This is a genomic window from Pseudomonas brassicacearum, from assembly GCF_918698105.1.
GTDB classification, from domain to species: Bacteria; Pseudomonadota; Gammaproteobacteria; order Pseudomonadales; family Pseudomonadaceae; genus Aquipseudomonas; species Aquipseudomonas brassicacearum_F.
Map to the genome: position 1 here is coordinate 1 of NZ_CAKKMI010000028.1, position 12,408 is coordinate 12,408.

Below are 12,408 nucleotides of genomic sequence, written 5' to 3' on the forward strand. Positions count from 1 at the left end.
GCTGCGCAGCGGCCCCGAGATTTTGCGGTCGCTGCGCAACCGAGCGGGAGCAAGCTCCCTCGCCACAGGGTGAAAGCGATATGGCGCTACCCAGCCCTGACAACCTCTTCAGCAAGACTCCTTTTTATGCTTCCCTAACGCTCATATTCCCCTTCAATCCCTTTCGCAGACTCCTAGATCGTGCCAACCCCCAACCGCACCGCTCTAATCACCCAACTCACCGCCAACCCCGATGACACCACCGCACGCGCATCGCTCTATCGCGATCTGCTCGATACCGGTGAGGCATCACTGGAAGGTTTGCGCATCGCGGCAGGCCTGTGCGATCCGGCTGCCAACGTGCTGATGGCTCAACTGAACACCACGCCCCATACAAACCGCCCCGGCCCTTTGCTGTCGCAACTGCGTGGCCTGCCGGTCGACCATTTGGAGTTGAACAACGCCGAGCCGCAGTGGTGTGACGCCCTAACCGGGCTGCCCTTGCGCACGCTGGTGCTCAACAGCCCGAGGTTTATCTGCGGCCCGCAGATGTGGCAACGTTTGCCCGCCAATGCCCTCGAAACCTTGGAGGTCAGTAATTTTTCCCGCGACGATAACGCCAATTGCCTCCCGTCGCCCGCACGCTTGCGTCGGCTGAAGTTGCAAACCTACGGCGAGGACTTCGACGACCGTTTCCTCCACCAACTGAGTGGCAGCCCGTTGCAGGAACTGTCGTTGAACCGTTGCGATGAGATGACCGACGACGGTCTTAAAGCACTGTCACACCTCAAGCTGCGCTCCCTGACCTTGCAACGCGTGGGCGAGCTGACGTCTCGTGGCATGGCGCACTTGGCAAGTCATCCCCTTGAGCAGTTGTCGCTCAGTGGCAGCGGCGCGATCCTCGACGATCCTTCCTGGCTTCGCGACCTGACGGGATTGCGCTCGCTGAGTCTGGATGACTGTTATGCAAGCGAGAGCGTGTTGCAGGCGATTCGGGGTCTGCCCCTGGAAAAGCTTGCGCTGCACTCTGCGTTCATCTGCGAAGACGATCTTGAAGTGCTGGAGGGAATGCCGCTCGCGGACTTGGACCTCAAGTGCCTACGGCAGGTGATCGAGCGGCTCGATGTGCTGCACGAGTTTCCGCTCAAGCGATTGGGGCTCTCCGACGTGCAAGGTGTCTGCGCCAGTACGTTGAGTGATCTGCGCGGGTTGGCGTTGGAGTCCCTGGACCTGTGCTTGAACGACATCACGTGGAAGGAGCTGAAACAACTGGCTGGCCTGCCGCTGAAGCGGCTCAATTTGAGCTTTTGCCAGGGCGTCGACGGTAAGGTCTTGCGCAAGCTCGTCGAGTTGGGATTGCCATTGGAGGAGCTTGAAATAAGCGGCTTGAACCTGCGCGATGCCGACCTGGCTTGTTTGCGGGACCTGCCCCTGCAGCGCCTGGGTCTGTATGACAGCCCTTGGCTGACTGACGCCGGGGTGGCCCATCTCGCGGGCATGCCGCTGCGGGACCTGACACTCGGCGCTGATCCAGGGGAATCGCGGATCACGTCGGCCGTGGTGCCGGTGTTGGAGCAACTGCCGCTGCAAACACTGTGGTTGCCCAACTGCGCGGGGATCGATGCAAACGGTTGGGACCGCTTGGCCAGGTTGCCAGCCTACGTGACAGGTCCGGGAATCTAACGCGCTGATGGGCAGTGCCCTAAACAACCAATCGGATTCGGTACAGGAAAAGGCATCGGCGATCACCGCCAAATGCCTTTTTTCTCATTCGCAAATCGCAATGGCCAAAGCCAGCTGCCTGTCCGACATCAGGGGCGGGCTGTAGGTCGCACGATAATACAAGACCGCCTGCTCGAACTGCGCACCACGAATCTCACCGTCAGAACCAATGAATGCAAGAGCATCAGTCTTGGCCGATTTGAAGAATTCGGGAATGTGGGATGTCAGTGCTGTCGTCCCTCCGATGAGCAGTAAAGGCGACAACGTAGCAACCGAGAGCGCTCTTTCCACCGGGTTGTCGATTTGACGGGCCGCGCTTTCCATACTGATCGAGGCCATCAAGCCGATAGCCAGCACCTTCCATGAGTCCATATTGTGCAGCTTCCTTTTTGCATCGTCAGTGCTTTTCCAGCGACGTAAATCAAACTCCAAACACAAACCTTCTGCTGAAATGATCGGAGTCCCGCCGTGTGGCATCGAGCTTTTTCGATGCCAAAGAAAAACCCCTGAAATTTTGATTTCAGGGGTTTTGTGTTGGTGGGCCGGGGTAATTTGAATTCGCTAAGTAAGCTATTGATTTATAAAATTAAGATCGATTATTATTTTTGGCTGGAATACCACTTGGAATACCACCTGGAATGCCGTGCGAAATTGGCCACCCGTTTGCATTCGATCTGACCATCGATTGCATCGCAGTTGACCAGCACACTTCGTAACCATGGTTGGCAGTTAACTGCGTATAGCTGCCGGTGACGACAGGCAGAAATCGGCCAGAAGTGGACGGTAGTCGTCCGCGACGAAGCCGTGCCTAACCGCTGCCTGGGCAGCGACATTCCCGCGGTAGGGCTGATCGACGGCTACGACAAAGACCGCACAGCCCTGCCCGAGCGCCACGGGATACTGCATCACAGCGTAGCGCGAGTCTGGACGGAGCGAGGCTTGGGCTAAACGTGCGCCCTAGGATGTGTTGAGCGAAGCGATACCCATCGGCAGCGATCGCGGCACAGCAAAAACAATGATGGGTATCACGCAGCTCAAATGATCCTACGAACTACGAACGCAGGCCCTTTCCAGCTAACATGTGGCGAATCACAATAGTCATGTTTTACTACGGGCCATATGAAGATCGCAGAGCACCATCAATGAGTGAGCAAAGAATCGAACAAGGCTTTATCGACAAGCTAGTTGAGCTCAAATACACCTACCGCCCAGATATCAGAGACCGCACCTCACTGGAGCGCAACTTTCGCGATAAATTCGAGGCACTCAACCGCGTTCGCCTCACTGATGGCGAATTCGCACGCCTGCTCGACGAGATCGTCACCCCTGATGTGTTTGCGGCGGCGCGCACCTTGCGCGAGCGTAATGCGTTCACCCGCGAAGACGGCACTCCTCTGAACTACACACTGGTCAACATCAAAGACTGGTGCAAAAACACCTTTGAGGTGGTTAACCAGCTACGCATCAACACCGACAACAGCCACCACCGCTTCGACGTCCTAATCCTTATCAATGGTGTTCCGTGCGTTCAAGTGGAACTCAAAACGCTGGGTATCAACCCGCGGCGCGCCATGGAGCAGATCGTCGAATACAAAAACGACCCCGGCAACGGCTACACCAAAACGCTGCTGTGCTTCCTGCAATTATTCATCGTCAGCAACCGCGACAACACCTACTACTTCGCCAATAATAGCGCCCGTCATTTCTCGTTTAACGCTGATGAGCGCTTCTTGCCCATATATCAGTTTGCTGACGAGGCAAATAAAAAGATCACCTACCTCGACAGCTTCGCCGAGACCTTCCTCGTCAAATGTACGCTTGGCCAAACACTTAGCCGCTACATGGTGCTCATTGCCAGCGAGCAAAAGCTCATGATGATGCGCCCGTACCAAGTCTATGCAGTCAAAGCCATCGTCGAGTGCATCCAGCAAAACTGCGGCAATGGCTATATCTGGCACACCACCGGCAGCGGCAAAACGCTCACGTCCTTCAAAGCCTCTACCTTGCTCAAGGACACCCCAGAGATCGAGAAATGTCTCTTTGTGGTGGACCGCAAAGACCTCGACCGCCAGACCCGTGAAGAATTCAACAAGTTCCAGGAAGGCTGCGTCGAAGAAAACACCAACACTGCTGCGCTGGTGCGCCGGCTGCTGTCCGAGGACTACGCTGACAAAGTTATCGTCACCACCATCCAGAAGCTCGGCCTCGCTTTGGATGAAAACAGTAGACGTAACAAGCAGCGCAAACGGAACGACCAGCTCACCTACAAAGAGCAGTTGGCCCCACTGCGCGACAAACGCATTGTGTTCATCTTCGATGAATGCCATCGCTCCCAGTTTGGCGAGAACCACAAAGCCATCAAGGAGTTCTTCCCCAAAGCCCAGCTCTTTGGCTTTACCGGCACGCCCATCTTCGAAGAAAACGCCTCACGCGTAAAAGTGGAAGACCAGCAGGCCTATTACCAAACCACAGAAGAGCTTTTTCAGAAGCAGTTGCACGCTTACACCATCACCCACGCTATTGAAGATGCCAACGTGCTCCGCTTCCATATCGATTACTTTAAACCAGAGGGCAAAAAAATGCCCAAGCCTGGGGAAGGTTTGGCCAAGCGAGCCGTAATCGAAGCCATCCTCGCTAAGCACGACATGGCCACCTCCCAGCGTCGTTTCAATGCCATTTTGGCTACGGCCAGCATCAACGACGCCATCGAATACCATAGCCTGTTTGCCGAGTTGCAACATGCCAAACAACTGGCCGAACCTGACTACCCGCTGCTGAATATCGCCTGTGTATTCTCGCCGCCAGCTGAAGGCAATGCGGACGTAAAGCAGATTCAGGAAGACCTGCCGCAAGAAAAGCAGGACAACGAAGAAGACCCAGAAAGCAAAAAAGCAGCGCTCAAAGCCATCCTGGGTAGCTACAACGCCCGTTATGGCAGCAACCACAGCATCAGCGAGTTCGACCTCTATTACCAAGACGTGCAAAAGCGCATCAAAGACCAACAGTGGCCCAATGCTGACCACCCACATACGCAGAAAATCGACATCACCATTGTGGTTGACATGCTGCTCACTGGCTTCGATTCCAAATACTTGAACACGCTCTACGTGGACAAAAAACTCAAGTACCACGGTTTGATCCAGGCGTTCTCGCGTACCAACCGCGTACTTAACAGCACCAAGCCCTATGGCAACATTCTTGACTTCCGCCAGCAGCAAGATGCTGTAGATATCGCGATTACCCGGTTCTCCGGCGAACAATCCGGCAAACAGGCCCGCGAAATCTGGCTAGTTGACAAGGCCCCCGCAGTTATTGAAAAACTACAGGCTGCCGTGCAAAAGCTTGATGACTTTATGCAATCGCAGGGCGTGGCCTGCGCACCGGAGGCCGTGAATAACCTAAAAGGAGACGATGCCCGCGCTGCTTTTATTAGCCACTTCAAGGAAGTGCAGCGTCTCAAAACCCAGCTTGACCAATATACCGACCTCACTGAAGACAACGCCGCTGCCATTGAGCACATCCTGCCCAAGGAAAACCTGCTTGGCTTTCGCGGTGCTTATTTGGAAACAGCCCAGCGCCTCAAGGCTCAGCAAGATAAGCACAGCAAAGACAAAGATGGCAAAGCCAATGCAGTTGACCAGCTCGATTTCGAGTTCGTGCTCTTCGCCTCCACCGTTATTGACTACGACTACATCGTGGGGCTGATGTCACGCTTCTCGCAGCAAGAGCCCAGCAAGCAGAAAATGAGCCGCGAACAGCTGATTGGCCTGATTCAGGCTGATGCCAAGTTTATCAACGAGCGCGAGGACATTGCCGCCTATATCGCTACTCTTAAGGCCGGTGAGGGGCTGAGCGAAACCGCTATCCGCGACGGCTATAGCCGCTTCAAGCAACACAAAGACACCGCCGAACTCGCTGCTATCGCAAACAAACACAACCTGGCCCCGGCAGCCTTACAAGGTTTTGTGGATGGAATTCTGCAACGCATGATCTTCGACGGTGACCAGCTAAGTGACCTGATGGCCCCGCTCGACCTCGGCTGGAAAGCACGCGCCCAAGCAGAGCTGGCGTTGATGAAAGAACTCCACGACCTACTTATTAAACGCGCCCAAGGCCGCGAAATATCAGGACTTAGCGCGTATGAGCAGTAAGACAAATACAACCAGTTCGATGGAAGACAGCACCCCCACGCTCGTGCCGAAACTGCGGTTTCCGGAGTTTCGGCAGGCAGAGGGCTGGAAGTTTATCCCTCTAAATCGCTTGGCGATTCGTGCTAAACAGAAAAATCGAGACGAAAAAATTGATCGTGTGCTAACCAATTCTGCTGAATTTGGTGTAGTAGATCAGAGAGATTTTTTTGATAAGGACATCGCTACGCAAGGAAAACTTGAGGGCTATTTTGTTGTTGGGCTGGGCTGCTACGTCTACAACCCTCGCATATCGTCAACAGCGCCAGTAGGCCCCATATCAAAGAACAAAATTGGCACAGGAGTGATGTCGCCGCTGTATACAGTCTTTAAATTCAAAGACGATAGGAACGATTTTTACGAACATTTTTTCAAGACTACCGGCTGGCACACCTATATGCGGCAGGCATCTAGCACTGGTGCACGCCACGATAGGATGGCCATATCAAGCAACGACTTTATGGCAATGCCTTTGCCTGTGTCGTCACCAGACGAACAACAAAAAATCGCTGATTGTCTGAATTCACTGGACGCATTGATAGTCGCTCAACGCAGCAAAGTGGACGTGCTCAAGACCCATAAAGAAGGGCTGCTGCAGAAGCTTTTCCCACGCGAAGGCGAAACCCAACCTAATCTGCGCTTTTCCGGCTTCCGAGAATCATGGATCGTAAATAAACTCGATAGTCTTTGCATCAGTATTTCATCGGGTCGAGATAAGCTCAATCCTGAAGGAGCTTTTGATCTTTACGGATCGACTAGTATCATCGGAAAAACGACAAGCCCAAGCTTTAGCGGCGAACGAATACTAATCGCCAGAGTTGGAGCAAATGCTGGTCTATTAACCAAAGCAAAAGGTTCGTTTGGCGTAACTGACAATACTATTGTGGTCAGCCTAAAACCTTCAATCAATATTGATTTTATCTTTTACTACCTGGAAAGCATCAATATAAACAGACTCATCTTCGGTTCGGGTCAGCCACTAATAACTGGAAGTATCTTAAAAAAACTGCCAATTCTGGTGCCGTCCGATCTGGAGCAACGAAAGATCTCTGCCTGCCTGTCATCACTTGGTGACCTGATCGTTACCCAAAGTCTTAAGCTTGAAGCCATAAAGGCCCACAAAATGGGCTTGATGCAGCAGCTCTTCCCATTATTTGCAGAGATCGACGTCTGATGCCTTCTTCTTTTGCTAATTTAACGAATTTAGCACTCCACTTACGAGATGCATTGAATACTAAAAAAATTGTTATTCTCTACGCTTTTAATGGCACTGGAAAAACACGTCTTTCTACAACATTCAAAGACCTTGGCAAGATTGATGGCGAGCCTGACACACTTTATTTCAACGCATTCACCGAGGACCTGTTTTACTGGGATAATGACCTTGAGGAAGACCGAGAGCGGAAGCTTAAAATAAACCGCAACTCGCGGTTCATCACCGCACTGTGGGAGCTGGAGATGGAAACGCGAATTCGCCCGTTTCTTGCTCGCTATGCGGACTTCGACTTCCGAATTGACACCGAAAATTGGGAAGTTGTCTTTTCTCGAAAAATACTTAATCCAAACTTCGATGAGAACGCAACCAACCCTCTAGAAGAACGCAACAAGATGGAAACTCATATTAAAATTTCCCGAGGTGAAGAAAATATCTTCATCTGGTGCTTCTTTCTCGCCGTTGTTCAGTTAGTGCTGGATGACACAGAATCTTATAGCTGGGTAAAGTACATTTATATCGACGATCCAATCTCCTCTCTCGACGAGCATAACGCAATAACCGTTGCCAATCATCTGGCGCAATTGTTAACCAAAACAGACAAGATGCCTAGAACAGTTATTTCATCGCACCATGTTCTCTTTTTTAACGTCCTAAGCAACGAACTGAAGAAGAAGGCCTATCGTCACTTTGTCAAAAAGGGGGCGGCACCAGAAAACTATATCCTTGAGGACACAACTAGCAAGCCATTTCTACACCACCTTGCGACACTGGCTGAACTTAATGAGTCAATTGCCACAGGTGCCATATATACGCACCACTTCAACATGCTGCGCCGCGTAATGGAGCAAACAGCGAATTTTTTCGACTTGAATAGCTGGGATGACTGCATCAAAATTGAGAATGATGACCAAGATAAAACTTTACACAAAAGAATCATTGATCTAATGAGTCATGGCGATTATTCGATATACGAGCCGAGGGAAATGATGGGCGAAAACAAAGAGCACTTCCAAAAAATCTTCAGAAACTTTATTGCCACTTACCCTTTTAACGAAGCGCTATTTTCCAGCGAAACGAATTAATCACTATGACCGAAAACCAAAAGAAACTCGGAAAAACCCTATGGGCCATTGCCGATCAATTGCGCGGAGCTATGGATGCGGATGATTTTCGCGACTATATGCTGTCCTTCCTTTTCCTTCGTTACCTCTCCGACAACTATGAAATAGCGGCGAAGAAGGAACTTGGAAAAGACTATCCAGAGTTGCCCACTGACGCCTTGCTAAAAACGGGGGCTGCGACTCCTCTTCAAGTCTGGTATGAGGAGAACAAGGCGGACATCCCTGCCTTCGAGAAGCAGATGCGCCGCAAAGTGCATTACGTCATAGAGCCGGCACATCTATGGAACAGCATCGCCAATATGGCACGCACTCAGGACGATGATCTGCTCACTACGCTGCAAGCGGGCTTTAAATACATCGAAACCGAGTCCTTTGAGAGCACCTTCCAAGGCCTTTTCTCGGAAATCGATCTGGGGTCCCCCAAGCTGGGCAGGAGCTATACGGACCGCAACACTAAGCTCTGCACCATCATCCAAAAGATCGCCGAGGGCCTAGCAGACTTTTCCACAGATAGTGATGCACTGGGCGATGCTTACGAATACCTGATCGGCCAGTTTGCCGCTGGTTCAGGCAAGAAGGCGGGCGAGTTCTACACCCCCCAACAAATTTCCGACATCCTTTCCGCCATAGTCACCCTTGACAGCCAAAACCCCAAAACCGGGCCCAAAAAGCGCTTGGAAAGTGTGTTGGACTTCGCCTGCGGTTCCGGCTCGCTGCTGCTTAACGTGCGCAAGCGCATGGGGCAGCATGGCATTGGCAAGATTTATGGCCAGGAAAAGAACATTACCACCTATAACTTGGCCCGCATGAACATGCTGCTGCACGGGGTGAAGGACACCGAGTTCGCGATTTACCATGGCGACACTTTGAGCAACGACTGGGGCATTTTACGCGAGCTAAACCCTGCTAAAAAACCCACGTTTGATGCCATTGTCGCTAACCCGCCCTTCAGCTACCGCTGGGACCCCACGGAAGCTCTGGCCGATGACGTGCGCTTCAAAAACCACGGACTAGCACCTAAATCGGCTGCCGACTTTGCCTTTCTGCTGCATGGCTTTCACTTTTTGAAAGACGAAGGCGTGATGGCCATCATCCTGCCCCACGGTGTGTTATTCCGTGGCGGTGCTGAAGAGCGCATCCGCACCAAACTGCTAAAAGACGGCCACATCGATACCGTGATCGGCTTGCCATCTAACCTGTTTTATTCCACAGGCATCCCTGTCTGCATTCTTGTGCTCAAGAAGTGCAAGCAACCGGACGACGTGTTGTTTATCAACGGCGCTGAACACTTCATCAAAGGTAAGCGCCAGAACCAACTGACCGATGAGAACATCGCCAAGATCATCGATACTTACCAGTTCCGTAAAGAGGAGCCCCGCTATGCTCGTAGGGTGGAGATGGGGGAGATTGAAAAGAACGGCTACAACCTGAATATTTCCCGCTACATCACTACCGCGAACGCAGAGACAGACATTAACCTACAAGCTGTGAATGACAAACTGGCTACATTAGAAGAAACCATTCAAGCGGCACGGGACAAACACAATGTGTTTCTGAAAGAGCTGGGCCTGCCATGCTTAATGTGAACCGCGAGACGACTCAACGAATTAGCACAACAAGGCACTAAATAGAGAATAATGCCTCGTTATGCGTCTACAAAGAACTGAAAGATTAAAAGGGGACGATTTATTTTTAGGGGCGACCGGCCGCTTTTGGCCGGTTTATGCCTATCGGTATTCTCGGCATCGGGGGAACGTTCAGTTAGGGACTATACTGCGAATCATACGGTACTGTAAAACTAGTGATAGCATCACCGTAACTGAGGTTTAAGTGATCAAGCGACACGAACTTGCCGGTTGGGCGACTCGCGGTAACAGCAAGCGATTCAATGCCAAATTAGAATGGCCGCTTACATCGACTTGACCGAAATAACCTCCACAAACTTGAATTTTTTTCTAGCCGTCATTTTAGCTTCTTGCTCCGCAACTAGGGTGCTCAGCGTATCGACCTCATGTACTTCCTCGTGCATTTTGTCTTCAAACTCATTTCCCACCCGCAGCGTGACTCTCAGCCTGGGCGTAAAGGCTTTTGAAGCTTTCTTTTTCTTCGCTGCCTTTACCGGTTGCACGGTCACGACATCCGGAACGGTGTCTTGCACGTGTGAGTTAATTGCCGGTGCCGGTGCCGGCGACTTAGACTCACTGAATAGCGCCCGGCGCATCTCTTCTTCCGTCAACTCTATATTCATATCATTTCTCAGAAGGGTGTTATGTACAGCCTGATCGATTCTATCAGTGTGGCCGGACTCGGCGGTAAATCGTCGTTGGGTCAGATCTGAGGTGATAGAAGGCCGCCAGATACCTGCGGGCATCAGCTTCTGACCGGCAGCCTTCGTTCGGACGCATATCTTATTGATACTGCATGCTTGTGTTGTCGCTGCTTCACATTTACGCTTTGTCCGTCGCGGTCAGTCCCGTGACCGGGTGTCAGAACCTGAATTGTTCGAGGCGCATGGCGCCATAGCCAGCAATTAAGTGCTTACAGAGGCTTAGCTGCCGCTTTTCTATGGCGGTCCGTGCGGGGCAGGCTTCGGCCTGGCCGGTTCCCTCGGACGCCGGTTTCTGACCCCCGTACGGTCCGCCACCCATTTCGTGTCAGAACGGCTGGGTGGACGGTTCCTTAACTGTCCGAGGAGATAAGGAAAATGCCCTGTCCCCCTTTTAAGCTCGTGCGCCACCCCGGCCGTTTGTTTTGTACTTCAAACTATCTCGGAGGATTCCGTGATGTTTGATCTCTCGCTTCTAATCGGCCTTCCCAAACCCAACACCATCGATACTGCATCGCTTACCCCTGAAGATGCCGCAGTTAAACTACGGCAGGCCGCCACGCTTCGGCTAAATGGAGCGCAGAGTATTCTGCTTCATTTTCCGCAGGACGTTGAGCTGGCTGTAGAACTGCTGGATGACGCGGCAGTGCTTTTCGACAAGGCCTTTCGATATTTGACTGGCATCCCGGCTCAGCGCGTTCATCAACAGATCGGTGAGTACGTCTCTGTTCCGTCCGTAGAAGGTTCGCCCGCGATTCAAACCCCCTGGGGTGATGAGTTCGCTCCGGCGATTAAGGATGGCGTTCGGTGTGCTGAGACCTGGCTTGAAGGCTCATCATTACCATTATGGTGGGCGCTGTCGCAGAATCGAAAACGTCATCGTCCAGGTGATTTTCAGGAAGCGTTCGAGGCCGGTTTTCTGCTGCGTTTGCAGCAGGCGCTGATCAACCTTCGTGAAGTCGCGGCATCCCGACCAATAAGTTTCGATGCTTGAGGCTGTATTTGACGTTTGAGACTTTGCTTTTCCCGCCAAACCCTCCGATCCAGCGATCTTTGATCGCGCCGATCGGAGGGTTCACCCGCTCTTTTTTGAAGCCACCTCGTCCCACCCTTCCATTTCAAATATGATTAGCGCCACGCCGTTGTTTATCCGTCATTAATTGCCCGTGATCTCTATCGAGTATCGCGTAGTGCCAGAGCGTCAGAACGGGGGTTGTCGTGGGGCTATGCTCGAGAGTTGGCGACAGCGGCGACAGCGGCGACAACACACATAGAACGTGACCTGGAGCATGGCGACAAAAGTGGCGACAGTCGCCAATTTTTTCACGCCTTGGTCGCGACGCTTGACCGCCTTTTCGAGTGGGTATAAAAATTGGCGCACGGATCGCTGTCGTTGACAGCACCTGCCCAGGTAGTCAGAACCTTTAAGGCTACGCCACTTGTGTGGTGGTTCTCCCGAAGTGCGATTAGCGTCCGGCGGCTCGCACGGTCACTCCCCAAGAGTGAAGGATGCCTACTCGACTTATCTGTCCACTGCGGCAGACGATAGACCCTCCTCGCTGCGCTGCAGCAACCTGACCTCTCGACGCACTTCGCTGCGCCAGACTGCGCCCGTCTCTTTCTTCCGGAAAGAGACGGACGCTCCTACCGCTGCTGCAGCCCAACTCGTACAAGGCTTTGCGGCATTCCCCCTCGTGACAGTCGGCCAGACAAATCCGATTCGTCGCAATCCGCAACGACACAGGCGCCGGTGCCGCAGCCTATGGAAAGACTGCACCTGACTGACAGTCAGGCATGCCCCAGGTGTCGATGTTGTTGCCTTCTCCCGCTCAGGATCTCCAGGTGTCGAACTCGTCA

At 52.4% G+C, this 12,408-nt stretch carries 9 protein-coding genes; 7 read left to right on the plus strand and 2 right to left on the minus strand.

Features of this window, described 5'->3' with window-relative positions; translation table 11 throughout:
• The first annotated feature begins 180 nt into the window (after positions 1–180).
• Entirely contained in the window at positions 181–1,662 is a 1,482-nt protein-coding gene (locus tag LQ215_RS13290; protein ID WP_230150397.1) for a leucine-rich repeat domain-containing protein, read from the plus strand.
• An 84-nt stretch (positions 1,663–1,746) separates the two neighbouring features.
• Here LQ215_RS13290 and LQ215_RS13295 read toward each other — a convergent pair whose 3' ends face one another.
• Positions 1,747–2,073: a DUF2388 domain-containing protein gene (locus LQ215_RS13295; protein WP_230150472.1), complete on the minus strand. Its 327-nt coding sequence runs from the start codon at positions 2,071–2,073 to the stop codon at positions 1,747–1,749.
• Between the two features lie 432 nt (positions 2,074–2,505).
• Between LQ215_RS13295 and LQ215_RS13300 the strand changes: the two genes are divergently transcribed.
• The 5 genes from LQ215_RS13300 (at position 2,506) to LQ215_RS13320 (ending at position 9,811) form a co-directional block, all read left to right on the plus strand.
• Positions 2,506–2,649 (plus strand): hypothetical protein, encoded by a 144-nt coding sequence (locus tag LQ215_RS13300; protein ID WP_436839572.1) that lies wholly within the window; start codon positions 2,506–2,508, stop codon positions 2,647–2,649.
• Between the two features lie 194 nt (positions 2,650–2,843).
• Positions 2,844–5,852 carry a type I restriction endonuclease subunit R gene (locus tag LQ215_RS13305; RefSeq protein WP_230150399.1) on the plus strand — a complete coding sequence of 1,003 codons (3,009 nt, stop codon included), beginning with the start codon at positions 2,844–2,846 and terminating at the stop codon, positions 5,850–5,852.
• Complete coding sequence (locus LQ215_RS13310; protein ID WP_230150401.1) at positions 5,842–7,062, plus strand: restriction endonuclease subunit S; 1,221 nt, start codon at positions 5,842–5,844, stop codon at positions 7,060–7,062. Before LQ215_RS13305 ends, LQ215_RS13310 begins: the two co-directional genes overlap by 11 nt.
• Positions 7,062–8,186: an AAA family ATPase gene (locus LQ215_RS13315; RefSeq protein WP_290369111.1), complete on the plus strand. Its 1,125-nt coding sequence runs from the start codon at positions 7,062–7,064 to the stop codon at positions 8,184–8,186. The genes LQ215_RS13310 and LQ215_RS13315 overlap by 1 nt, the downstream gene beginning before the upstream one ends.
• 5 nt (positions 8,187–8,191) lie before the next feature.
• Positions 8,192–9,811, plus strand: a complete 1,620-nt coding sequence (locus LQ215_RS13320) for a type I restriction-modification system subunit M (RefSeq protein WP_230150403.1) — start codon at positions 8,192–8,194, stop codon at positions 9,809–9,811.
• Between the two features lie 323 nt (positions 9,812–10,134).
• Here LQ215_RS13320 and LQ215_RS13325 read toward each other — a convergent pair whose 3' ends face one another.
• Complete coding sequence (locus LQ215_RS13325; protein WP_230150477.1) at positions 10,135–10,473, minus strand: hypothetical protein; 339 nt, start codon at positions 10,471–10,473, stop codon at positions 10,135–10,137.
• A gap of 535 nt (positions 10,474–11,008) precedes the next feature.
• Here LQ215_RS13325 and LQ215_RS13330 point away from each other — a divergent pair.
• A complete protein-coding gene (locus tag LQ215_RS13330) occupies positions 11,009–11,545 on the plus strand; it encodes a LasR-specific antiactivator QslA (RefSeq protein ID WP_230150405.1) in 537 nt (178 codons plus the stop codon).
• Positions 11,546–12,408 lie beyond the last annotated feature (863 nt).

Coding starts and splice junctions, on each gene's coding strand:
- LQ215_RS13295 (WP_230150472.1), bottom strand. CDS start 2,073: ATGGACTCATGGAAGGTGCTGGCTATCGGCTTGATGGCCTCGATCAGT.
- LQ215_RS13305 (WP_230150399.1), top strand. CDS start 2,844: ATGAGTGAGCAAAGAATCGAACAAGGCTTTATCGACAAGCTAGTTGAG.
- LQ215_RS13310 (WP_230150401.1), top strand. CDS start 5,842: ATGAGCAGTAAGACAAATACAACCAGTTCGATGGAAGACAGCACCCCC.
- LQ215_RS13315 (WP_290369111.1), top strand. CDS start 7,062: ATGCCTTCTTCTTTTGCTAATTTAACGAATTTAGCACTCCACTTACGA.
- LQ215_RS13320 (WP_230150403.1), top strand. CDS start 8,192: ATGACCGAAAACCAAAAGAAACTCGGAAAAACCCTATGGGCCATTGCC.
- LQ215_RS13325 (WP_230150477.1), bottom strand. CDS start 10,473: ATGAATATAGAGTTGACGGAAGAAGAGATGCGCCGGGCGCTATTCAGT.
- LQ215_RS13330 (WP_230150405.1), top strand. CDS start 11,009: ATGTTTGATCTCTCGCTTCTAATCGGCCTTCCCAAACCCAACACCATC.